Annotated in this window: 19 protein-coding genes; 7 read left to right on the top strand and 12 right to left on the bottom strand. The window is 64.7% G+C overall.

The window, feature by feature from the left end:
- Positions 1-32 precede the first annotated feature (32 nt).
- The gene (locus CEY09_RS05280; RefSeq protein WP_088587819.1) at positions 33-2,420 is read left to right on the top strand and encodes a TonB-dependent siderophore receptor; all 2,388 of its coding nucleotides are present in this window, start codon (positions 33-35) and stop codon (positions 2,418-2,420) included.
- 162 nt (positions 2,421-2,582) lie between these two features.
- A complete protein-coding gene (locus CEY09_RS05275; RefSeq protein ID WP_088587818.1) occupies positions 2,583-3,020 on the top strand; it encodes a universal stress protein in 438 nt (145 codons plus the stop codon).
- 12 nt (positions 3,021-3,032) lie between these two features.
- Here CEY09_RS05275 and CEY09_RS05270 read toward each other — a convergent pair whose 3' ends face one another.
- From CEY09_RS05270 to CEY09_RS05255, 4 genes are all read right to left on the bottom strand, one after another.
- Positions 3,033-3,962 (bottom strand): hydroxymethylglutaryl-CoA lyase, encoded by a 930-nt coding sequence (locus CEY09_RS05270; protein WP_088587817.1) that lies wholly within the window; start codon positions 3,960-3,962, stop codon positions 3,033-3,035.
- Positions 3,963-3,998: 36 nt separating this feature from the next.
- Complete coding sequence (locus CEY09_RS05265) at positions 3,999-4,958, bottom strand: Bug family tripartite tricarboxylate transporter substrate binding protein (RefSeq protein ID WP_088587816.1); 960 nt, start codon at positions 4,956-4,958, stop codon at positions 3,999-4,001.
- A 71-nt stretch (positions 4,959-5,029) separates the two neighbouring features.
- A complete protein-coding gene (locus CEY09_RS05260; protein ID WP_088587815.1) occupies positions 5,030-6,238 on the bottom strand; it encodes a CaiB/BaiF CoA transferase family protein in 1,209 nt (402 codons plus the stop codon).
- A gap of 162 nt (positions 6,239-6,400) precedes the next feature.
- Positions 6,401-7,261, bottom strand: a complete 861-nt coding sequence (locus tag CEY09_RS05255) for a LysR family transcriptional regulator (protein ID WP_234818225.1) — start codon at positions 7,259-7,261, stop codon at positions 6,401-6,403.
- Positions 7,262-7,448: 187 nt separating this feature from the next.
- Here CEY09_RS05255 and CEY09_RS05250 point away from each other — a divergent pair, with 187 nt between their 5' ends.
- The 3 genes from CEY09_RS05250 to CEY09_RS05240 all read left to right on the top strand — a co-directional run bounded on the left by CEY09_RS05250 (position 7,449) and on the right by CEY09_RS05240 (position 11,156).
- Complete coding sequence (locus CEY09_RS05250) at positions 7,449-8,522, top strand: RDD family protein (protein ID WP_234818224.1); 1,074 nt, start codon at positions 7,449-7,451, stop codon at positions 8,520-8,522.
- A gap of 29 nt (positions 8,523-8,551) precedes the next feature.
- The gene (locus CEY09_RS05245; RefSeq protein WP_088587812.1) at positions 8,552-10,087 is read left to right on the top strand and encodes a tetratricopeptide repeat protein; all 1,536 of its coding nucleotides are present in this window, start codon (positions 8,552-8,554) and stop codon (positions 10,085-10,087) included.
- 442 nt (positions 10,088-10,529) lie between these two features.
- Positions 10,530-11,156, top strand: a complete 627-nt coding sequence (locus CEY09_RS05240; protein ID WP_377785523.1) for a PIN domain-containing protein — start codon at positions 10,530-10,532, stop codon at positions 11,154-11,156.
- A gap of 21 nt (positions 11,157-11,177) precedes the next feature.
- On the opposite strand, the gene CEY09_RS05235 is transcribed toward CEY09_RS05240, so the two are convergent.
- The 4 genes from CEY09_RS05235 to rpsO form a co-directional block, all read right to left on the bottom strand.
- Complete coding sequence (locus CEY09_RS05235; RefSeq protein WP_006223618.1) at positions 11,178-12,395, bottom strand: threonine ammonia-lyase; 1,218 nt, start codon at positions 12,393-12,395, stop codon at positions 11,178-11,180.
- Positions 12,396-12,410: 15 nt separating this feature from the next.
- The gene (locus CEY09_RS05230) at positions 12,411-13,136 is read right to left on the bottom strand and encodes a hypothetical protein (RefSeq protein ID WP_088587811.1); all 726 of its coding nucleotides are present in this window, start codon (positions 13,134-13,136) and stop codon (positions 12,411-12,413) included.
- A 181-nt stretch (positions 13,137-13,317) separates the two neighbouring features.
- On the bottom strand, positions 13,318-15,480 hold the full coding sequence (gene pnp, locus CEY09_RS05225) for a polyribonucleotide nucleotidyltransferase (RefSeq protein WP_006223613.1): 2,163 nt from the start codon (positions 15,478-15,480) through the stop codon (positions 13,318-13,320).
- Between the two features lie 94 nt (positions 15,481-15,574).
- A complete protein-coding gene (gene rpsO / locus CEY09_RS05220; protein WP_006223612.1) occupies positions 15,575-15,844 on the bottom strand; it encodes a 30S ribosomal protein S15 in 270 nt (89 codons plus the stop codon).
- Between the two features lie 297 nt (positions 15,845-16,141).
- On the opposite strand from rpsO, the gene CEY09_RS05215 reads away from it, so the two are divergent.
- Positions 16,142-16,660, top strand: coding sequence for a hypothetical protein (locus tag CEY09_RS05215; RefSeq protein WP_088587810.1), 519 nt, complete (start codon positions 16,142-16,144; stop codon positions 16,658-16,660).
- 65 nt (positions 16,661-16,725) lie between these two features.
- On the opposite strand, the gene pssA is transcribed toward CEY09_RS05215, so the two are convergent.
- From pssA to CEY09_RS05195, 4 genes are all read right to left on the bottom strand, one after another.
- Positions 16,726-17,499 (bottom strand): CDP-diacylglycerol--serine O-phosphatidyltransferase, encoded by a 774-nt coding sequence (gene pssA / locus CEY09_RS05210; RefSeq protein ID WP_006223610.1) that lies wholly within the window; start codon positions 17,497-17,499, stop codon positions 16,726-16,728.
- A gap of 171 nt (positions 17,500-17,670) precedes the next feature.
- A complete protein-coding gene (ilvC, locus tag CEY09_RS05205; protein ID WP_006223609.1) occupies positions 17,671-18,687 on the bottom strand; it encodes a ketol-acid reductoisomerase in 1,017 nt (338 codons plus the stop codon).
- A 75-nt stretch (positions 18,688-18,762) separates the two neighbouring features.
- Positions 18,763-19,254: an acetolactate synthase small subunit gene (gene ilvN, locus CEY09_RS05200; protein ID WP_006223608.1), complete on the bottom strand. Its 492-nt coding sequence runs from the start codon at positions 19,252-19,254 to the stop codon at positions 18,763-18,765.
- A 10-nt stretch (positions 19,255-19,264) separates the two neighbouring features.
- On the bottom strand, positions 19,265-21,034 hold the full coding sequence (locus CEY09_RS05195) for an acetolactate synthase 3 catalytic subunit (RefSeq protein ID WP_255221298.1): 1,770 nt from the start codon (positions 21,032-21,034) through the stop codon (positions 19,265-19,267).
- A gap of 540 nt (positions 21,035-21,574) precedes the next feature.
- On the opposite strand from CEY09_RS05195, the gene CEY09_RS05190 reads away from it, so the two are divergent.
- Positions 21,575-23,800, top strand: coding sequence for an FUSC family protein (locus CEY09_RS05190; RefSeq protein WP_006223607.1), 2,226 nt, complete (start codon positions 21,575-21,577; stop codon positions 23,798-23,800).
- Positions 23,801-23,827: the final 27 nt, after the last annotated feature.

Genomic DNA, 23,827 nt, shown 5'->3' with positions numbered 1-23,827 from the left:
TTCGAGAAATCAGCAACCCGGAGTTGTACGTCATGCATCCTTTGTATCGGGCCAGCCTTGCGGTGGCCGTCGCCGTGGTCTCCCCTGCCGCGCTTGCGCAGCCGGCCCCCACTTCCCAGCACTACGACATTCCCGCCGGGCCGCTGGCGGTCGCCTTGAACCGTATCGCGGCGCAGAACAACCGCGTGCTGTCGGTCGACCCCGCAATGGTCCGCAATATCAGCGCGCCCGCGCTTAGCGGCACCTACTCGTTCACCGACGCGCTGGGCCGCATCACCGCCGGGTCCGGCCTGGAAGTGGTGACGCTGCCCGGCGGCGCGTTGACCGTGCGCCGCGTCCCGCAGTCAGCCGTGACGACGCTTGCGCCGATCAACGTGACCGCCAACGCGGAAACGGCCTGGAGCCCGGTCACGGGATACGTGGCCAAGCGCAGCGCCACCGGCACGAAGACCGACACGGCCATCCTCGAAACACCGCAATCGATCTCGGTCGTCACCGCCGACCGCATCAGCGCCATTGGCGCCACCACGCTCAAGGATGCGCTGGGCTACACGCCAGGCGTGGCCACCACCACCTACGGCGCCGATTCCCGTTACGACTGGATCGCGATCCGCGGCTTCGACGCCTATTCCCCCGGCTTCTACCTGGACGGCATGCCGCTGCGCAACAACGGCAACTGGGGCATATGGCAGACGGAAAACTACGGCGCGGAACGGATCGAGATCCTGCGCGGGCCGTCATCGGTGCTGTACGGGCAGACGGGCCCTGGCGGCCTCGTCAATGTGGTCAGCAAGCGACCGACCGAAGAGCCCCTGCACGAATTGCAGGCCCAGTTGGGCGACCATTCCCGACGGCAGTTAGCCGGCGACTTTTCGGGACCGCTCGACGAAGACGGAAAGTGGCTGTACCGCATCACGGCGATGGGGCTGGATTCCGAGATGCCGGCCCACGGCATCTCCAATGATCGCCTGTACATCGCCCCGTCGTTGACGTGGCGCCCGTCCGCCGACACCTCGCTGACGCTGCTGTCGCAATACGGCCGCAAAGAGGGCGGCACCTATACGCGCGTTCGTCCGGCCGTGGGTTCTCTCGTGCCCACGCCCATTGGCACCCGCATCCCCACCGACCTGTTCGTGGGCGAACCCGATTACGACAATTTCGACCAGACGCAATGGATGGTCGGCTACCTGTTCGAACACCGCGTCAATGATGCGGTGACGCTGCGCCAGAACGCGCGCTATGGCAAGTTGCGGGTGGATTACGCCGCGGTGCAGTCCCTGGGCTACCTGCCCGTCAATGAAGATCCGTCCGATCCGGCCAACTATCAGACCTTGCGGCGCAGCGTCTCCGGCAGCAAAGAGAACATTTCCAGCTTCACCATCGACAACCAGGCGCAGACCGATCTGCGCTTCGGCAACTGGCAGCATCGGATACTGCTGGGGGTGGACTACCAGCGCACCACCATCGACCAAGTCAGCTTCAACGGCGGCTATGCCCCCCCGCTGTCGATTTACGATCCCGTCTATGGCCGGGGCGGCATCGAACGGCCGACGCCGTGGATGGACGCCGACATCAGCGTGGCGCAGACCGGCGTGTATCTGCAAGACCAGATCAAATGGAACGACCGGTGGGTCCTGACCCTGGGCGGCCGGTACGACGACGTATCGGGCAAGATGCGCAACCGCCAAGACGGATCCACCACGCGCTTTCCGGATAACCACTTCACCAGCCGCGCCGGCCTGGTGTATGTGGATCCGACGGGCTGGGCGCCGTACCTGAGCTATTCGGAATCGTTCTCCCCCACCGCAACCATCGATCCGGTCAGCGGCACCCCGTTCAAGCCTGAAACCGGCAAGCAATACGAAGCCGGCGTGCGCTACCAACCGGTCGGACGCACGGACAGCTACAGCGCCGCGGTCTTCGAGCTGCGCCGCAAGAACTACATCACCTACGACGACCAGTCGATGCCCAGCCAGAAGGGCGAAGTGCTGGTGCGCGGCCTGGAGCTTGAAGCCACCTTCCAACCCCTGCCCCGCTTGAATGTCGTGGCCGCCTATACCTGGACGCCGAAGGCCGACGTGGTCGAAAGCAGCAATCCCGCAGAGGTCGGCAAGCAGGCCACCGCCGTACCCAAGCATCGCGCATCGCTGTGGCTGGACTACCGGTTCGAATCCGCCATCAAGGTCGGCGTGGGCGCACGCTACACCGGCACGAACTTCGGCGACGGCGAAGCCGCGCCGGCCAAGGTGCCGTCGTTCCTGCTGTTCGACGCGATGATCGGCTACCAGATCAAGAACTGGACCCTGGCGCTGAACGCCCGCAATCTGACCAACAAGACCTACATCGCCAACTGCGGCTATGGCAACTGCTACTACGGCGACCAGCGCACCGTAGTGGGCACCGCCACTTACCGCTGGTGAAGACCGGCCGGCCACGCTTCGTGGCCGGCGCTTGATCCGCGTCAGGCGCGGGCGGACGCGCGCCTACCGGGCCGGGTAGCGCAGGCGTAGTATGGGACTTGTTGTTCTCGCCCCGCGTGGCGGCCATGACCCGCGCCGCCCTCCCCACCCTCGGAGGTTGCCATGTACAAGCACATTCTTATCCCCATCGACGGATCCAGCCTGGCCAATACCGGCCTGGAACAAGGGTTGGGCCTGGCCCGCGCATTGGGCGCCAGCGTTACCGTGGTGACGGCATACGGCTCCTTCCATATGCCATCGATGGAAACCGTGCAGCTGGAGGGCGTGCGCAAGACCTACGAACACCAGGCCAAGGAACTGGCTGGCTCGTACCTGGCAGAAGCCGCCGCCCGGGCCCAGGCCTTGGGCGTGCCTTGCACGACTGAAATGCGGGAAAGCGACACGCCCTACCAGGTCATCATCGACATCGCCTTGACGCAAGGCTGCGACCTGATCGCCATGACCTCACACGGACGCAGCGGCATGGCCGCCCTGTTGTTGGGCAGCCAGACGCAAAAGGTCCTGGCGCACTCGACCGTGCCGGTACTGGTGTACCGCTAGGCCTGCGGGCCGTTACCCCACGGCCGCCGCGCCGTGGAACGTCTTGGGGATGCCTGCCGCGGCCACGCCGCTGCGCAGGGTCTCTTGCGGCAAGGCGCCGGCCAGCAACGCGCGCGCGGCCAGCAACCGGCCCAGGTCCACCCCCGTCCGGTAGCCCATGCTTTCCAGCATGAACACCAAGTCCTCGGTGACGATGTTGCCCGATGCGCCCGGCGCAAAGGGGCATCCGCCCAGGCCGCCCAGGCAGGAATCGAAGCTGCGGATGCCTTCGTTCAAGCCAGCCAGCGCATTGGCCAGGCCCAACCCCATGGTGTCGTGCAGATGCAGCTTGGTCAGTTGGCTGCCCACCGCATCCTGCGTGGCGCGCACCACGTCGCGCACCTGAGCCGGATGCGCATAGCCCACGGTGTCGGCCAGCGCGATTTCATCGACACCGGTTCGCGCCACGGCCTCGGCCACCAACGCCACGCGCCGCACCGGCACGTCGCCTTCCATCGAACACCCGAACGCCGTGGCGACTGCCGCGTCGATGCGCATGGGGCGCGGCTGCGACCGCACCCAGTCGACGATCGACGCCATCATCTCTACCTGCGCGTCGGTGCCCTTGCCCACGTTGGCATGGCTGTGGGTGTCGCTGACCGAGATCGGGAACGACAGCACGTGCGCGCCCGCCTCGTAGGCGGCGATGGCCCCCTTCAGATTGCAGGCCAGCGCGCAGACGGTCAGGCCGTCTATCTTCAGCACGTGAGGCAGGAGGACGCCCGTGTCCGCCATCTGCGGCACCAGCCGCGGCGAGACGAAGCTGCCCACCTCGATTTCCCGCAAGCCCGCCTCTGCCATCTGGCGGATCCAGCGCAGCTTGTCGGCCGCCGGCATCATGCCCTTGGCCATTTGCAGCCCGTCACGCGGCCCCACCTCACAAAGCCTGACGTCCTGGTTCATGTGCTCTCCTGTCGTGTACCCAAGCCTCTGCGCAGCCTATTGCTGCACCACGATGCCGGCGCTCTTGATCGTCTGCTGCGCCTTGCCGATATCCGACTGGATCAGCGCGGCGAACTGCGCGCTGGACACCGGGTCCGTTTCCAGCCCCTGGGACGCCAATGCCTCCTGCACGTCCTTGCGCGACAGCAGCTTGTTGAAATCGGCGTTCAAGCGCGCCACGATGTCGGCGGGCGTCTTGGCCGGCGCCAGCACGCCGTAGTAGGTCACCACGCTGAAATCCTTGTAGCCCAGCTCGGCCACGGTCGGCACATCCGGCAATGCGGGATTGCGCTTGGGCGACGTCACCGCCAGCGCGCGCACCTTGCCCGCCTTGATCAGCGAGGCCGCCGACGAGATCGACGAACCGGCAAACTGCAGATGCCCGCCCATCAGGTCGGCCAGCGCAGGCGCCGATCCCTTGTACGGCACGTGCTGCATCTTGAAGCCGGCCTCGTGCTGCAGCATTTCCATGGCGATGTGCACCCCGCCACCCGTGCCCGACGTGCCATAGGAGATCTTGTTGGGCTCTTTCTTGGCGGCGTCGATCACTTCCGGCAAGGTCTTGTAGGGCGAGTTCTCGGCTACCAGCAGCACCATGGGCGTCGTGGCCACCAAGGCCACGGGCGCCAGATCCCTGATGGGGTCGTAGGCCACCTTCATCAGCAACGGAATCAGCGTGACGTTGTCGGATTGGCCGATCACCAGGTCATACCCTTGCGCCGGTGCGCGCGCCGCTTCAGCCAGGCCTAGCGCGGTGCCGGCGCCGGGCTTGTTCTCGGGCACCACGGCCCAGCCGTTCAGCTCATGTAGCTTGTTGCTCATCAGGCGGCCGATGTAGTCGGTGCCGCCGCCCGGCGTGGACGGGATGATGATGCGGATGGGCTTGTTGGGATAGTCCTGCGCGTTGGCCGTGCAGGCGACGGCCAACGCGGCCAGCGCAATCAGTTTTCGAATCATGGGGTCTCCTCTTTGATGGATGTCTTGGCGGTCTAGCGCCGCCTCGACAGGGCACAAGCGCTATGGCCTGGTCATGCAATGACTCCCGCCGCGCGCAGCGCATCGATACGCGCCGCATCCAGGCCCAGGCCCTGCAAGATGGCGTGGGTCTGGCCGCCTTGCACGGGCGGATCGCAACGCTTGCCGGCCTTGCGCCCGTCGAATTCGATGGGCAGCGCGGCCGTGGATATTTCACTGCCGTCAGGCAGCAGGGTCTTGAGCAACGCGCCCCCCGCATTCAGGTGCGCGTCGTCCAGCAAGTCATGGGGCTGGCGGATCGGTCCGTAAGACAGATTGGCGGCCTCCAGGGCCTCGCACAATGCATCGGTCTTCCAGGTTTTCAGGATCTCGGCCACGCCGGGCACCAGCCACGACCGAGCGGCTTCGCGGTCGACGGCCGTGGCCAGCCGCGGGTCGGCGGCCCACTCCGGCGGCAGGAATTTCTGAGCGAAATTGCGCCACTGCGCATCCCCCACCACGGCGACGAACACGCGGCCGTCCGCCGTCTCGAAGACGTCGTACACGCCCCAGGGCGGCTTGCGCTCCGCGCCCATGGGTTTGGGCGCCGTGCCGGTCAACTGATATTGCGCGATGAACTGCGCCACCAGCAGCAGGTTGTTCTCGAACAGGCCCGACCGCACATGGCGGCCGCGGCCGGTAGCATGGCGGTCGTGTAGCGCAGCCAGTGCGCCCACCACCCCGAAGGTGCCGCCCAGGATGTCGTTGACGGACGCCGCCACGCGCTGCGGCGTATCCGCGCCGCCGTTGATATAGGCCAGCCCGCCCATCATCTGCACGACTTCATCCAGCGCCGTGCGATGCTTGTACGGGCCCGACAGGAAACCCTTCAACGACACATAGATCAGCCCCGGATTTTCGGCCGACAGGGACTCGTAGTCCAGCCCGTACTGCGCCAGGCTGCCATCGCGGAAGTTCTCCACCACCATGTCGGTCTGCAGGGCCAGCTTGCGCACCACGTCCTGCCCTTCAGGCGATTTCAGATCGATCGCCAGGCTCTGCTTGTTGCGGTTGAACACCGGGAAATAACCGCTGCCCGACCCTTTCAGGCGGCGCGTGCGGTCGCCGTCGATGGGCTCCACCTTGATCACGTCGGCGCCCAGGTCCGCCAGCGACAGGCCGGCGGCCGGCCCCATGATCATGTGGGACAGTTCCAGCACCTTGATTCCCCGCAGGGGCAACTCAGAACTATCCATGAAGGGTGAAGCCGGTGCTGCGCTCATCAACGTTTCCTCTGCCTGCCGGGTGGTCGGATGCGTGCCGGCCAGGTCAGAAGACCGTCATGCCGCCCCGCGAATGCGTCCATCATCGCGGGCCTGCCCGTCTTCGGGGTAGCGGTCTTTCAGCACGGGGGCATTCTCGTTTGGGAACGTCCGGGTTTGCCCCTAACGCTCGCCCGCCGGCAGCACGCCCAAATGGGCCAGCAAGGCCCGGGCGGCGGGCGACAGGGCATCCGGATCCCGCACTGCAATACAGATCGGCGTGCTGGACCACGCGCCAGTCAACGGCACGAAGCGGATGTCCAGGTGCGACAGGCGCGCCTTCAGGTACTGCGGCACCACGGCCACGCCCATGCCGCGCGCGACCAGCATGCAGATGGTCTCGTGCGAACTCACCCGCGCGCTGATGCGCCGCATCACGCCCGCGTCTCTCGCGGCCTGTTCAAACACGCTGCTGATGCCGTTGTCGCGGTTCAGCTCGATCTGTTCAAACGGCAGCAATTGCGCGTAATCCAGCGTCTCGCGGTCGGCCAGCAGGTGCTGGCCCGGCACCACCGCCGCCAACTCGCAATGGCCGCAGGCGAACACCTGCAAGCCGTCATGGCCGAAATCCGACCCGGCGGCCACATCGGCGTGGCCGTCCAGCACGGCGCGGAACGCCGCTTGGGTCGTGTCTTCTTCCAGCGAGATATCGATTTGCGGATAGGCCCGGCGAAACGACTGGATCTGGGCGGGCAGCTCGCCCGACAGGGCCGCCACGCTGACGGCCAGCCGGATATGGCCGCGCACGCCGGTCGCAAACCCCGCCATCTCGCGATGCATGCGGTCCATGTCCTGCAGCAGGCGGCGCGCATGGGTGGCCAGTGCGTTGCCCGCCGGCGTGGGTTGCACCCCTTTGACGCCGCGCTCCAGGAGGGGCACGCCAAAGGCTTCTTCCATCTCGGACATGCGCTTGCTGACGGCGGACGGCACGATGTTTTCGCGCGCGGCGGCGCGGGCCAGGCTGCCTTCTTCCAAGGCGGACAAGAACAATCGAAGCGATACGGGGTCGATATCACGGGGGGCTGGCGGGACAGGCTGGACAGGCTTCATGGCAGGAAGTGTCCCGCGTTGCCCGCCCGGGGAGGGATCGGGGTTTTCCCGCACGCAGGACCTGGGTATGATCCGCAGTCCGGCCGCTCAGCGGCCTTCGTTTTGCGGATCACGCGCCCCCATGCAATGCCCACGCTGTAACTGGCAGAACCCGGCCTCCAATACCCTGTGCTTCAGTTGCCAAGCGCCATTGCCGGTCAAAGCGGCAGCGCCTGCATCCGCCCCCGCCAAGCGGGCGGCCCCGGCGCAGAATGCACCCGTCTTCCCCAGCATCTGGGTCCGGCTGGGCGCCACCGCCATCGACGGCCTGTTCATGGTGGCGGCGATATTCACCCTGATCTGGGCCGCCTCGCTTACCTACGAGGGTCTGACCGGCGAGCCCCGGCCCGTGCTGCTGCTGGTACTGGCCGGGCTGATCGGCTGGCTGCTGCCGGCCTTCATGGACGCGTGGACCAATGGGTCCCCCGGCAAACGCCTGTTGAAACTGCTTGTGGTGAACCGCAAGGGGCAGGCCCCTGGCCTCGCCCGTTCAATATGGCGGCACACGCTGAAGTACACGCTGAATCTGGCGCTGCCGGGCCTGTTCCACCATATCCAGCAAGCCATCTTCGGCGAACGGGCGATGCACAACGCCCTGGCCGGCACGCACGTCGTCGCCAGCCGGGCGCACCCGCGTGCGGTGCAGGCAGCCGTCGCCAAGGCGCCCGCAGTCACCGGCACGGGCAAGTTCCTGTTCTTCGTGTTCGGCGTCCTGGCGCTGGTGCTGGGCGGCGTGGTCATCGGGGTGGGCGTCATGAGCGGGGACGATAGCGACAACCCCTTGCATGCCGACGTCCGCCGTTTTGACCTGGTGTCCGACCCCATCCGCATGCTGGTCGAGAACCACTATCGCAGCAAGAAGGCCTTTCCCGCAACGCTGGAAGATATCGGCATGACCCAGGAATCGCTGCAGAACAGCGGCTTTTCCAAGCTGGAGATGAACCCCGTCAACGGCGTGCTGCGGCTGACGATTGCCGGCACGCCGCGCGAGGACGGTTTTCCCACGCTGGCGGGCAAGCACCTGATGTACCTGCCGGAGCTGCGCTCGGAGAAGAAAGGCGGCGGCATCCGCCGCTGGCAGTGCGGCAGCGACGATATCGCCCAAGCCGACCGCCCCTATAGCTGCCGCCACGACACCAGCGCCTTTGCGCGCTAGTCCGCCCTTTTGAATACGGAACACCCCGCATGTCCAGTCTGATCGAAGCCATCCACCGCGCCGACGACGGCCACGACCACGCGCAGATGCTCGCCTTGTGCGAACAGGGCGTGCGCGAACAGCCCGGGTCCGCGGTGATGTGGGCCCTGCGCGCCCGCTATCACGACAAGCGCAGCGCCCACGCCTTGCGCGATGCCGACCTGGCCCGGTCGCTGACCTTGGACCCGCAGTGCAGCGACGCCCTGCGCGTGCGCACCACCGCGCTCTATGACGCCGGCGAACAGCAGGAAGCCTGGCGCCTGCTGCGCGACGCACGGCAGCGCGCGCCCTCGCATTTCGGCTTGATGATGTCCGAAGCCTATCTGCTGATCAACGATCGCCGGCTGGAAGACGCCATCGAATGCTGGGCCCGCGCCTCCCAGCTGCGGCCGTCCGCCGCGGCCCCGCATTGCTACATCGGTTCCAACCTGCACAACGCCGGCCGCTACCAGGACGCCCTGCCCTACCATCAGCGCGCCGTGGCGCTTGCGCCCAACAACGGCGGCTTCCTGTATGACGCGGGCAACAACTACCGCCGCCTGGGCGACCTGAAGAACGCCATCGCGATGTTCGACCGCGCCCGCGCCATCCTGGGCGAGGAAAACGCCATCCAGCACAACCGGGCGTCATGCCTGCAAGCGCTGGAGCGTCATGAAGACGCGGTGGAAGAATGGACCAGCCTGCTGCGCCGCGAACCCGATTGGGATTGGCCGCTGGAAGGCAAGGCGCGGTCGCTGCACCGCCTGGGCCGCGCCCAAGAGGCCGTGCCGTTGTGGCGGCATCTGGACGCGCTGTCGGACAACGGCTGGGAAGGCCGCAAGGAACAGGCACGCGAATACGTGCGCAGCGGCGACCCTGAATTGGCCGAGCAGGCCTTGCAAGGGCTGGATCCGATGAACAGCGGCGACGCGCAATTGCTCTTCGTCGCCGGCAACGCGCAGCGAGACCAGCGCAACTGGGAAGCCGCGCTTGCCTACTACCTGCGCGGCTATGAACTTGCGCCCGACAACGATTTCCTGCCGGGCAACGCCGCCGACATGCTGACCCGCCTGGAGCGCTACGCCGAAGCCCTGCCGCTGTCGGAAGTGGCGATTTCGCTGGACCCCGACTGGCTGAAGTGGCGCCGGGTCCGCATCGACGCGCTGACGAACCTGGGCCGTGGCGCCGAGGCGGTTGCCGATGCCGACCGCGCGCTCACGAAGTGGCCGGACAGCGGCCCCCTGCACGCCGAACGCATCAACGCGCTGATTGCCGCCAAGCAACAGGAAGAAGCGCTTGCCGCGTGCGACCGCCTGATCGGGCTGGATCCCGACTACCGCAGCTGGGCCATGTTTTCGCGCGGCGAAATCTACGGCCACCTGAAGCGCCATGCCGAATCGGCCATGGCCTTCCGCCAGGCAGCGGCCTCGTACCAGCAGAACGGCAAACCCGAATACCAGGACCTGTCGCTGCGCCGCGCCCAGGCGGCGGAAGATGCCGCTGCCGCGCCGCGCGGGTTCCTGGGCCGCTTGTTCGGCCGGAAGTAGGCGCGTGGTTGCCCCGGTTTGCCGCGGGCGCGACAATATCCCTGCGCCCAAGATGGTATAGTCACGCCCGCTGCCGGCCCTGCATGAGCCGCGCAACGCCCGAGTGGTGAAATTGGTAGACACAAGGGACTTAAACTAATTTGAGCCCTTTGGAGGAAACTCCAAAGGTGTAGCCCGTCAAATTCGGCGAACGCCCTGGACCCGTTCCGAGCCAACGCCGAGCCAAGCCCCGGTTGAAAAACCGGGGAAGGTGTAGAGAGCAGACGGCGGGCACCTAAGGCCGCAAGGCTATGGTGAAGGCGTGCTCCAGACCACGAACAGCGCCCCGCGCTGGCGGCGAAAGCCGAAGTGGTAAGAAAATCCCTCGGCCGCAAGGCCGTACCGGTTCGATTCCGGTCTCGGGCACCACTATTTTTGCCGTTCGAAGGCCTTGGCCTTTCACATTCCCATCTTGACCGCTCCTGCCGCCCCCGCCCCCTTCATCGTCCTGGACGCCTGCGTGCTGATGTCCGGCATTCTGCGCCGGTTGCTGCTGCGTCTGGCCGAGGCTGGCGTGTTCATTCCGGTCTGGACGGAACGCATCGGCGAAGAATGGCGCCGCAACGCCTCACGCATCTGGGACATCCCGCCGGAAGTGCTGGCGGAATTCTGGGCCGACATGAACGCGCGCTTTCCCGAGGCCAACGAAGCCGACACGCAGGTCTACGAAGCGTCGCTGCGCTACAGCGACCCGAAAGACTTCCACGTGATCGCGGCCGGCCTGGCGCGGCGCGCGCGCTGCGGGCTGCAACAGCCGCCCGTCGTGCAGATCGCCACCTGGAACCTGAAGGATTTCAACCGGTCGGAATTGCGCCGCCAAGGGCTGGATGTCTACAACCCGGACCGGATGCTGGTGCAATGGTGGCAAGGCAACGTCGAGCGCATGCGCGAAGCCATCGCCCAAATTCCGGCCGATTACGTCGCGCTGGGCCGCGAGCCCGAGCCCCTGTCCACGACCTTACATCGCGAACGCCTGTACGGCCTGAAGAGCCTGGTGGCGCGCGACGCCGCGCAACGCGACGCCGCCTGATCGCCCGGCTAACCGTCGTTTCTAGTGATCGTGATTGCTGGCCGCAAACCCGGCAGCATTCAGAATGTCGATCACTTCAAGGATGTGGTCAGGACCGCGCGTCTGCAACACGAAGTCCACCTCGACGTTACGCACCGGCAATGAGGTGAACGCGCGCTGGTGATGCACTTCGGTGATGTTTGCCTGGGCGTCGGCGATCAGCTTGGTGGCGTGCGCCAAAGCACCCGGCAAGTCGCGCAAGTCCACGCGGATGCGGGCCAGACGCCCGGCGCGCACCATGCCGCGTTCGATCAATTCGCCCAGCATCAACGGATCGATGTTGCCGCCCGTCAGCACCAGCCCGATGCGCTTGCCCTTGAAGCGGTCGCTGCCCGCTTCCTGCGCGCGCAGCAGTGCCGCCAAACCCGCGGCGCCGGCGCCTTCCACCACGGTCTTCTCGATTTCCAGCAGCACGACGATGGCGTGCTCGATATCGCTTTCGCTGACCAGTTCAATCTGGTCGACTAGCTGGCTGACGATGGGCTGGGTCAACGCGCCCGGCGACTTCACGGCGATGCCTTCGGCAATGGTGTACTGGCCCTGCGGCATGGACACGCCCTTGACGGCGGCGTACATCGACGGGAAGCGCTCGGTCTGCACGCCAACGATTTCGATGCCCGGCTTCAAGGCCTTGGCTGCCGTGGCGATCCCCGAGATCAGGCCGCCACCGCCGATGGCGATGACCAGCGTGTCCAGCTGGGGCTGGTCTTCCAGCATCTCCAGCGCCACGGTGCCCTGCCCCGAAATGACGGCTTCGTCGTCATAGGGGTGGATCATGATCAGCCCGCGCGCTTGCGCCAGCTCATAGCCATGGGCCTTGGCGTCGTCAAAGGTGTCACCCGCCAACACCACTTCGGCGCCGAAGCGGCGCGTGTTGGCCACCTTGACCGTCGGCGTGAAGCGCGGCATCACGATCACGGCGGGCACGCCCATGCGCTGCGCATGGTAAGCCACGCCCTGGGCATGGTTGCCGGCCGATACCGCGATCACGCCCTTGGCGCGCTCTTCGTCGGATAGGGTCAGCATGCGGTTCAACGCGCCGCGTTCCTTGAACGAAGCCGTGAACTGCAGGTTCTCGAACTTCAGCCAGATCTCGGCGCCGAAAATGTCGGACAGCGTGCGCGACAGGGTAAAGGGGGTCTTCAGCACCTGGCCGCGCAGGTTTTCGCGGGCGGTCTGGATAGAGGCGATATCGATCACGATGGGTAGATCCGGTTAGCGGACAGGCAGAAAATTGAACAGCAGCAGGCCCTGCGCATAGTTGATCCCGATGCGCCGCGAGTTTTCACCCAGCAGGTTGGCGATCAGGTCCAGCCGGCCGATGATGGCGCCGAACTCCCGCTCGAAGCTGAGGTTCGTGGCGTTGGGGGACATTTCGTTGGCCAGCAACAGCGGCTCGCCTTGATTGTTGCGGCGCGACGCCAGCAACCAAGCGGCGGCCTCGACATTCCGTGCGGCATTGTAGACCCGCTGGCCGTCCAGCGCGTCGGTGGCATACAGCCGGGTCTTGCCGTTGTGGGCCGCGATGATGGTGTCGGCCAGGCCGTAGATGAAGGCGCCGACGCGGTCGCCCGAGTAGTTGGGGTCCAGCGACACAGCCAGGATCTGGATGTCGCGCAGGCCGGCCAGGTCGCTGGGCGGGATGCGGACCTCGATGGCGTGCTTGACGCGATTCACGGCCGTCTTCTGGTCGGCCACGCCGGTCTTGCGCCATTCTCGGGGGTTTCGGCGGTAGAGCTTGTCCAGCAGGGAATACAGGCTCGCCAGGTTGTCGCGGACTTCCAGCGTGACGGTGCGGTTGAAGTCGGTCTGTCCGAACTGATCGGCCGACATGTCTTCGCTATTGGGTCCGCGCTGGCCCGGACCGGGGCTGCTCATGCAGCCAGTCAGCAGCACGGCAAGCAGCACCGCGGCGGTGGCGCCACCTGGCCATCCCGTCATACCTGACTCATCCGATTCCCCCTTTTCTGCCGCAAGACTTTACAGCAAGGTCGGCGAAGATGGGAGACGTCAGCGGGGTGAAGTCGCAAGAAGATGAATCAGGCCGCTGGCCGATTTATTGTGGCGCAGCAAAAAAAACGGCGCCTCGCGGCGCCGTTCTTTGTTCAATCAGCCTGCCAGCTTATTCAGCTTGCGGTTCCGATTGGGGGGCTGCCTCGGTAGCGGCAGCGGGTTGCTGCGCTTCGATGCCGCCGATCGCCTTGATGGACAGGCGCAGGCGGCCCTTGTCGTCGGCCTCGATGACCTTGACGCGGACTTGCTGGCCGACCTTCAGCACATCGTTGATGTTCGCGATGCGGTAGTTGGCGATTTCCGAGATGTGCAGCAGACCATCACGGCCCGGCAGCACTTGCACGATGGCGCCGAAGTCCAGCAGACGCAGGACCGAGCCTTCGTAGATCTGGCCCACTTCGACGTCGGCGGTCAGTTCGACGATGCGGCGCTGGGCTTCTTTGGCCTGCGCTTCGTCGACGCTGGCGATCACGATCGTGCCGTCGTCGGAGATGTCGATCTGCGTGCCGGTTTCTTCGGTCAGCGCGCGGATGGTGGCGCCGCCCTTGCCGATCACGTCGCGGATCTTCTCGGGGTTGATCTTGATGGTCAGCATGCGCGGGGCGAAAGCCGAGAGCTCGCCACGCGAACCGTCCAACGCTTCCTTCATCTTGGTCAGAATGTGCAGGCGGCCTTCGCGGGCTTGCGCCAGCGCCACTTGCATGATTTCCTTCGTGATGCCCTGGATCTTGATGTCCATCTGCAGTGCGGTGACGCCGTTTTCGGTGCCCGCGACCTTGAAGTCCATGTCGCCCAGGTGATCTTCGTCACCCAGAATGTCGGTCAGAACAGCGAACTTGCCGCCGTCCAGGATCAGGCCCATGGCCACGCCGGCCACGTGATCCTTGACCGGCACGCCGGCGTCCATCATGGCCAGCGAGCCGCCGCAGACCGAAGCCATCGACGACGAGCCATTGGACTCGGTGATTTCCGACACGATGCGAATCGTGTACTGGAAGTCTTCAGGCGCCGGCAGCAGCGGGATCAGCGAGCGCTTGGCTAGGCGGCCGTGGCCGATTTCGCGGCGCTTGGGCACACCGATGCGGCCCGTTTCGCCGGTGGCGAACGGAGGCATGTTGTAGTGCATCATGAAGCGGTCACGGTACTCGCCCATGAGCGCGTCGATGATCTGTTCGTCTTGCTTGGTGCCCAGCGTGGCCACGACCAGCGCTTGCGTTTCACCACGGGTGAACAGCGCGCTGCCGTGTGCGCGGGGCAGCACGCCCAGACGCACGCTGATGGGGCGCACGGTGCGGGTGTCGCGGCCGTCGATACGCGGCTCGCCGTTCAGGATCTGGCCGCGGACGATGGCCGATTCCAGCGAGAACATGATGTTGTCGACGGTCACGGCGTCCGGCAGCGACTCGCCCTTTTCAGCAGCGGCGGCAGCCAGCTTGGCCGACACGTCAGCCGACACTTCACGCAGCTTGGCGGTACGGGCTTGCTTTTCGCGGATCTGGTAGGCGGCGTTCAGGCCTTCCTGGGCAGCCGAGGTCACGGCGGCGATCAGGGCTTCGTCCTTGGCCGGAGCTTGCCAGTCCCAGTCGGGCTTGCCAGCGTCCTTCACCAGTTCGTGAATGGCGTTGATGACAGCCTGCATTTGCTCGTGGCCGTAGACCACGCCACCCAGCATGATTTCTTCGGACAGCTGTTGGGCTTCCGATTCCACCATCAGCACGGCGTTTTCGGTACCGGCGACAACCAGGTCCAGCTTGGACGACTTCAGCTGCGAAGCGGTCGGGTTCAGGGCGTACTGGCCATCGATGTAGCCCACGCGCGCGGCGCCGATCGGGCCGTTGAACGGGATGCCCGAAATGGCCAGCGCGGCCGAGGCGCCGATCATGGCGGCGATGTCGGGATCGATCTCCGGATTGACCGACAGCGTGTGGATGACCACTTGGACTTCGTTGTAGAAGTCTTCGGGGAACAGCGGACGCAGCGGACGGTCGATCAGGCGCGAGGTCAGCGTTTCCTTTTCGGACGGCTTGCCTTCACGCTTGAAGAACCCACCCGGAATACGGCCGGCAGCGTAGGTCTTCTCGATGTAGTCGACGGTCAGCGGGAAAAACGTTTGACCCGGCTTGGCCTTCTTGGAAGCCACAACGGTGGCCAGAACAACGGTGTCCTCGATCGACACCACAACGGCGCCGGAGGCCTGGCGAGCGATCTCGCCAGTTTCCAGAACGACCGTATGCTGGCCGTATTGGAACGATTTTGTCACTTTGTTGAACATGACGATTATTCCTTACAAATGAAAAACCGTGGCCGTCGCGACAATACGTCGCACCGACCACGGTTATTGCGTCATGGGGAGCCAGCCCCGTCGATCACTTACGCAGACCGAGTTTTTCGATCAGAGCGCGGTACGAATCGGGATTGCGGCCCTTGAGATAGTCGAGCAGCTTGCGGCGACGGCTGACCATACGCAGCAGACCGCGGCGCGAGTGATGGTCCTTCATGTGTTCTTTGAAGTGACCAGTCAGTTCGTTGATACGGGCGGTGAGCAGAGCCACCTGAACTTCGGGGGAGCCGGTATCGCCTTGAGCGCGTTGGAATTGCGCAACGATATCGGATTTCTTGATGTCAGCTACAGACATTGATGACCTCTTCGGACATGCGACAGGGCCGAGGTGCCCTGACGTGGTTTGGAAAAAATTTGCGATTCCGGCGATAAGCGTTTTTGCTTTCTCACTGCTGCTTCAATAGCTGTGAAGGGGCCCTCTGAAGGCGGTTCCTTCTCCAGCCGGACTGCCGGCGCAAAGCATCTTGCAAAATCAATACACTTGATAAAGCTCGATGATTATAGCTGATTCGCTAGAATTACCCCAGAGACGGTTTCGGCCGATCGGCAGAGGCCGGCAGGTGCCCGACCGGCGCCCCAGAGGAGCAAACATATGTCTAAATATTACAAAACTGCCCGCACCGCCCTCGCCTCGCTGGCGCTGACCGGGCTTGCGGCTTGTGCCAACCTGGCCCAGGTGCCCCCCGGCACGCCTTACGGCGAGGTCCTGACCCAGTTCGGGCAGCCCAACTTTACTTGCCCGCAAGCCGGCGGCGGCCAACGTGTGATCTGGACGCAACAGCCCATGGGCCAATTCGCCTGGGGGACCAATGTGGGCACCGACGGCCGCGTGGGCCAAGTGGTGCCGCTGCTGACCGACCAGCACTTCAAGGTGCTGGAAGTGGGCGAATGGGGACCGGACCGCGTGCGTTGCGAATTCGGGCCGCCAGCGCGCATCGAAGAAGCGGGCCTGGGCGAAAAGCGCGAAGTCGTGTGGTCGTATCGCTACAAGGAAAACGGCGTCTGGAATTCGCTGATGTACGTCTACATGGGCCGCGACGGCAGCAAGCTGACGCACTTCCACCCCGGTCCCGACCCCATGTACGACGACGACAAATTCATGTGGCGCTGACTTCCCCCGCCTCAAAAACAAAACCCGCCGAATCGGCGGGTTTTGTTTTGAATGGTGCGAGCGGGTCAGGAAGAATGGCCGCGGCGCTCTTGCGTCAGGCGGCGGGCCTTGTTCCAGCGCCAGCCCCACATGATCCAGCCCGACAGGCCGTACAGCACGAAGAGGCCGAACAGCACGACCGGAGGATCGCTGGACACGAAGACGAACACCGCCACCACCAGCAAGATGCCCCAGAACGGCACGCTGCGGCCCAGGGCGAAGCTCTTGCCGCTGAAGAACGGGGCGTTCGACACCATGGTGATGCCGGCGTACATGGTCAGCGTGAACGCCACCCAGGCCATCAGGCTGTCATGGATAGGCAGTTTGTTGTCCACGGCCAGCCAGACGAAACCCGCCACCAGCGCGGCCGCAGCCGGGCTGGGCAAGCCCTGGAAATAGCGTTTGTCGACGACGGCGATATTGGTGTTGAACCGTGCCAGGCGCAAGGCGGCACCGGCCACGTAGACGAAGGCGGCCAGCCAGCCCCAGCGGCCCAGGTCGTTCAGGATCCACTCGTACATGACCAGCGCGGGCGCCACGCCGAAGGACGTCATGTCCGACAGCGAGTCGTATTGTTCGCCGAAGGCGGACTGCGTGTTGGTCAGCCGGGCGACCCGGCCGTCCATGCCGTCCAGCACCATGGCCACGAAAATGGCGATGGCGGCGACTTCGAAGCGATCGTTCATGGCCTGCACCACGGCATAGAACCCCGCGAACAACGCCGCAGTGGTGAATGCGTTGGGCAGCAGGTAGATGCTTCGGTGGCGGTTCTCGGAATCGCGCATGGAAAAATTGGGCATGGTCTCAATAACTTACAACGGACTGTGAAAGGTTAACCCATCTGGCCCCGCTTGCGGGACAGAGCAAGCCTCGTGCCTGAGCAATAAGCCAAGAAAAAGCGGCATGCCCTCGCAGGCATGCCGCTTTGATCGCTGTTGCGCGAGGGTTAACCCCCCGCGCATGGGCGTCGATCAGTTCTTGGACTTGTCCACCAGCTTGTTGGCGGCGATCCAGGGCATCATGGCGCGCAGCTTGCCGCCCACTTGCTCGATCTGCGATTCCGCGTTGATGCGGCGGCGCGAGGTCAGGGTCGGGGCGCCGGCGGTGTTTTCCAGGATGAACTTCTTGGCGTATTCGCCGGTCTGGATGTCCGTCAGGCACTGACGCATGGCCTTGCGGGTTTCGTCGGTGACGATCTTCGGGCCCGTTTCGTACTCGCCGAACTCGGCGTTGTTCGAAATCGAGTAGTTCATGTTGGCGATGCCGCCTTCATAGATCAGGTCGACGATCAGCTTCAGTTCGTGCAGGCATTCGAAGTACGCCATTTCGGGCGCGTAACCGGCTTCCACCAGCGTGTCGAAACCGGCCTTGATCAGTTCGACGGTACCGCCGCACAGGACGGCTTGTTCGCCGAACAGGTCGGTTTCGGTTTCTTCGCGGAAGTTGGTTTCGATGATGCCGGCACGGCCGCCGCCGTTGGCGCTGGCGTACGACAGGGCCACGTCACGCGCGGCGCCCGACTTGTCCTGGTACACGGCCACCAAGTGGGGTACGCCGCCACCTTGCTTGTACGTGTTGCGCACCGTGTGGCCCGGGGCCTTCGGGGCGATCATGATGACGTCGATGTCTTCACGCGGCACGACCTGGCCGTAGTGGACGTTGAAGCCGTGGGCGAAAGCCAGCGCAGCGCCGGCCTTGATGTTGGCGTGCACTTCCTTGTTGTAGACCGAGGCGATGTTCTCGTCGGGCAGCAACATCATGACGATGTCGGCGGACTTGACGGCATCAGCCACTTCCTTGACTTCCAGGCCGGCGTTGGCGGCCTTGTTCCACGAAGCGCCGCCCTTGCGCAGGCCGACGATGACCTTCACGCCCGACTCATGCAGGTTCTGCGCGTGCGCGTGGCCTTGCGAACCGTAGCCGATGATGGCAACGGTCTTGCCTTTGATGAGGGACAGATCGCAGTCTTTGTCGTAGAAAACTTTCATGGTTGTGCTCCAGATTCCAGTATTTGGATATTCGATTGGTTCAGATGTAGGGTGCGGCTTGGCCTGGAAGGCCGGTCAAATCTTCAAAATCCGTTCACCGCGTCCGATGCCGGACACGCCGGTGCGTACGGTTTCAAGGATGGCACTGCGGTCCAGGGCCTCCAGGAAGGCCTGTACTTTTTCCTGCACCCCGGTCAATTCGATGGTGTAGGACTTGTCGGTGACGTCGATGATGCGGCCGCGGAAGATGTCCGCCATGCGCTTCATCTCTTCGCGTTCCTTGCCCACGGCGCGCACCTTCACGAGCATCAGCTCGCGCTCGATGTGGGCACCTTCGGTCAGGTCCACCACTTTAACGACATCCACCAGGCGGTTCAGGTGCTTGGTGATCTGTTCGATGACTTCATCGGAACCGGTCGTCACGATGGTCATGCGCGACAGCGTGGAATCCTCGGTGGGCGCCACGGTCAGGGTCTCGATGTTGTAGCCCCGCGCGGAAAACAGCCCCACCACGCGCGACAGCGCGCCGGGTTCGTTCTCGAGGAGGACGGAAATCACGTGCTTCATAGTGGCCTCCTTACAGGTCTTCAGAGCCAAGCAGCATTTCGGTCAGCCCGCGGCCTGCCTTGACCATCGGCCACACGTTTTCGGTGCGGTCGGTGATGAAATCCAGGAAGACCAGACGTTCCTTGTGCTTGCCGAACGCTTCGCGCAACGCCGGTTCGACATCTGCCGGACGCTCGATGCGCAGACCCACGTGGCCATAGGCCTCGGCCACCTTGACGAAGTCAGGCAGCGAATCCATGTAGGACTCGGAATAGCGCGAGCCGTAATCGATCTGCTGCCATTGCCGGACCATGCCCAGGAAACGGTTGTTCAGGCAGACGATCTTCGGCGTCAGACGGTACTGGTGGCAGGTCGACAGTTCCTGGATGTTCATCTGGATCGACGCTTCGCCGGTGATGACGGCGACATCGTGCCCAGGGTTGGCCATCTGCACGCCCATCGCGTACGGCAGCCCCACACCCATGGTGCCCAGGCCGCCGGAGTTGATCCAGCGGCGCGGCTTGTCGAACTTGTAGTACTGGGCCGCCCACATCTGGTGCTGGCCCACGTCGGACGTGACGAAGGCGTCGCCGCCGGTCACTTCCCAGAGCTTTTCCACCACGTACTGCGGCTTGATGACTTCATCCGAGTTGGCGAACTTCAGGCATTCCTTGCCGCGCCAGGTCTCGACCTGCTCCCACCATTTGGTGATGGAGGCGGGCTTGTGCTCGGCGGCTGCGACTTCGTACTGGGCGCTCAGGTCGGCCAGCACGTCCTTGACGTTACCGACGATCGGGACGTCCACGCGCACGCGCTTGGAGATCGACGACGGATCGATATCGATATGGATGATCTTGCGGGCGTTCTGCGCAAAGTGCTTGGGATTGCCGATCACGCGGTCGTCGAAACGGGCGCCAATGGCCAGCAGCACGTCGCAGTGCTGCATCGCCATATTGGCTTCGTACGTGCCGTGCATGCCGGGCATGCCCACGAACTGGCCGCTGCTGGCCGGGTAGCCGCCCAGACCCATCAGGGTGCTGGTGCAGGGCGCGCCCAGCTGCGACACGAGCTTGTTGAGCTCGGGCGCGGCGTTCGACAGGATGACCCCGCCGCCCGTGTAGATCATCGGCCGCTCGGCGGCCAGCAGCATCTGCACGGCTTTCTTGATCTGCCCCTGGTGGCCCTTGTTCACAGGCGCGTAGGAACGCATCGAGATCTCGCCCTTGGGCGGCGTGTACTTGCACTGCGCGACGGTGATGTCCTTGGGGATATCCACCAGCACCGGGCCGGGACGGCCCGTGCGCGCGATGTAGAACGCGCGGCGCATGGTTTCGGCCAGGTCCTTGACGTCGCGCACCAGGAAGTTGTGCTTGACGCAGGGACGCGTGATGCCGACGGTGTCGCATTCCTGGAAGGCGTCCTCGCCGATGGCCGCAGTGGGCACTTGCCCGCTGATGATGACCATGGGGATGGAATCCATATAGGCGGTGGCGATGCCGGTGACGGCATTGGTCACGCCCGGGCCGCTGGTCACGAGGCAGACGCCAACCTTTTGCGACGAGCGCGAATAGGCATCGGCGGCGTGCACGGCAGCTTGCTCGTGACGAACCAGGATATGCTGAAATTTGTCTTGCTTGAAGATCGCGTCGTAGATGTAAAGCACTGCGCCGCCGGGATAGCCGAAAACGTGTTCCACGCCCTCATCGGCCAGGCAGCGCACGACGATATCGGCGCCATTCATTTCCATGTTGTATTTCCTTTCAGTACCGGCCCTGCAACCCTGACTGCTGCTCGCCCGGATACGGCGGCAACGGAACCCATACCGGCTACGACAACATGATCCGGCGCTTAGCGGCTCACGGAGCCACGCCACCCGGACACCCTGCCGACCCGGCACACGCTCGACAGAACGCAGTGCAAACGCCCCTTGGGGACGCTGGAGGTCGAAATGGAAGCTTTGGCAACACACGCTTGTGGCGCGGCCAACAGCAAGTATCACTGCGGCAGGATGGCTGGGAGGTGACCCTGACCATCCGCCTCAACGCGCCGGTTTCGGATAGGCAGACCGACGCAAGAGATGGAATTTACCGCGTTGCGTCAAAGGTAGCAAATCAAGGTTTGACAACCGTTGCACGGGCGATGCACCGGCCGGCCGTCCGCGATGCAGGGAAACTCCGGTAACGATCTGACCCCGAATATATGCCCCCACGCTTCGCACACTGCGTGTGCTCTCTGCCCCCCGAGGGGGCCCTTTCCCCTTGGGGCGGCCCGGCGGGGAAAGACCCTAAGGAAGGGGCGCATCTATATACTTGCCGCATCTCGAGAAACGAAGCCCTGACTCATGGATTTGCGCATTGCCAGCATCCGCCGCTTCCTCTATAGCCACTACTTCTTCGGAGGGGTGCGCCAGGGGGTCGGCATGCTGTTGCCCGTGCTGGTGCTGGGCGGCATCTTCGGCAACTACACCACGGGGCTGGTCGCGACTTTCGGCGCGCAGTGCCTGGCCATCATCGACCAGCCGGGCGGGCCGCAGCGCCATCGCACCAACGAGATGCTGGGCGGAGCCGCGCTGGGCACGTTGACCGTCATCATCACCGGGCTGGCGTCCACGCACCCGGTGCTGATCTGGCTGGTCGTCATTGCCCAGTGCTTCGTCTATTCGATGTTCACCGTGTTCGGCAAGCGCGGCGGGCTGATCGGCTTTGCCGGCCTGCTGCTGATGACCTTGACCATGCATTCGCCGCTGGAGCCGCACGAGGTCCTGGCGCATGCCGCCGCCACCCTGGGCGGCGCCCTGTTCTACGTGGTGTTCAGCCTGGGCTTTTCGCGCCTGTTCTGGCTGCGCGAGGAACAGCAGGCCATGTCGGTGGCGCTGTTCGCCACCGGCGACTACGTGGCGGCCCGCGCCGCCTTCTACGACGCGACCGCCGACCTGGACGAGGCCTACCGAACGCTGATCCAGCGCCAGTCCGTCATGACGGAAAAGCACCAGGCCGCCCGCGACATGGTCTTGCGCGCCCTGCCCCGCGGCAAAGGCCTGGGCGACCGCCAGCGCGTGATGATCTGGAACATGTTCGTCGACATGCTGCAGTTGCTGGACACGCTGGTGGCCACGCACACCGACTACGCGGCGCTGCGCCGCACGCTGGCCGGCAACGACTGCCTGATGTTCATGCGGGACGCGCTGGTGAAGATGTCGCTGGAGCTGAACCGCATCGCGCTGGACGTGTCGCGCGGCCGCCAGGTGCAGTACCGCAGCAGCGCCCGCGCCGAATTGCGCGCCATCGAATACGAGATCGAACAGTTGAAGCAACAGGGCCTGGGCGAGCGCGAACCCGAGATGCTGGCGCTGATCATCCAGGTGCTGCGCCGGCTGCGCAATTCCGCCCGCATCGTCGACCGGCTGGCGGACCACACCGCGGCTTCGCCGGATGCCAAGCCCACCGACGTGCTGCGCATCAACAAGTCGCTGACCCGATTCATCTCGCGCCAGGAATTCCGCTTCGGCCTCTTGACCAGCAACCTGCGGCTGGATTCGCCGCATTTCCGCTATGCGCTGCGCGTGACGGCGGCCGCGGCCATCGCCATGACGCTGGCCAGCCGCTGGCTGTCGCCGGCGTTTTCGGCGCACAACTACTGGATCATGCTGACTATCGTCATCATCATGAAACCGGGTTTTGCGCTGACGCGGCAGCGCAACGGCTGGCGGCTGGGCGGCACGCTGATCGGCTGCATCTGCGCACTGCTGCTGTTCAACGTCACCGACCGGCCAGAGATACTTTTCGCCGTGCTGCTGGGCGCCTGCGTCATGGGCAACAGCCTGGTGCAGCTGAACTACATGGCCAGCGCCATCTTCAACACGCTCTTCGTGGTGCTGGTGTTCCACTTCGTGTCGCCGGGCACCGTGTCCATGTCCGTGATCGGCGAACGCGCCCTCGACACGCTGCTGGGCTGCGCGTTGGCGCTGGTGTGCAGCTACATCCTGCCGTGGTGGGAGGCCCGCTACCTGAAGCCCCTGGCTGCCGCCGCCACGCGGGCCAACCGCGAATACCTGATCGCCGGCCTGCGCTATGCCGATGCGATGCAGGCGCATGGCGCACCGGTCGGCGACGCCGCGGCCGACAAGCCGGCGGTGATCGACGCCGACCTGGCCTGGCGCCTGGCGCGCAAGAACGTGCACATCGCGTTCAGCAATTTCGCCGAAGCTTTTTATCGCATGATGAGCGAGCCGAAATCGCACCAGGTCAGCGTGCCGGAACTGAACAACCTGCTGATCCAGAACCACGTGCTGGCCTCGCAGATCACCGCGGCGATCCCCATTCTGGCGGCCTTGCCGAAGACGCCCGAAGCGGTGCAACTGGCCATGAACGGCATGGTGGACCTGCTGGATGAACGCCGCCCTGAGATCGCCGCGAACCTGCCCACGCAGTTCGACACCGAAGGCGAACAGGCCGCGCTGGCCTACCCGGTCAAGCAGATGCTGAAGGCGTCCCACATGATCCGGCAAGAACTGCAGGCCTTGGCCGACCCGACGCACGCGCCGCCGGTGGCGGCGGCGGCGTCCTGAACACGGGCGCTTAACGTCAGGGTCGTA

The organism is Achromobacter marplatensis, assembly GCF_002209535.1.
GTDB lineage: Bacteria > Pseudomonadota > Gammaproteobacteria > Burkholderiales > Burkholderiaceae_B > Achromobacter > Achromobacter marplatensis.
Note: the sequence above shows the minus strand (reverse complement) of the source record. Positions and strands in the feature narration are given on the sequence as shown.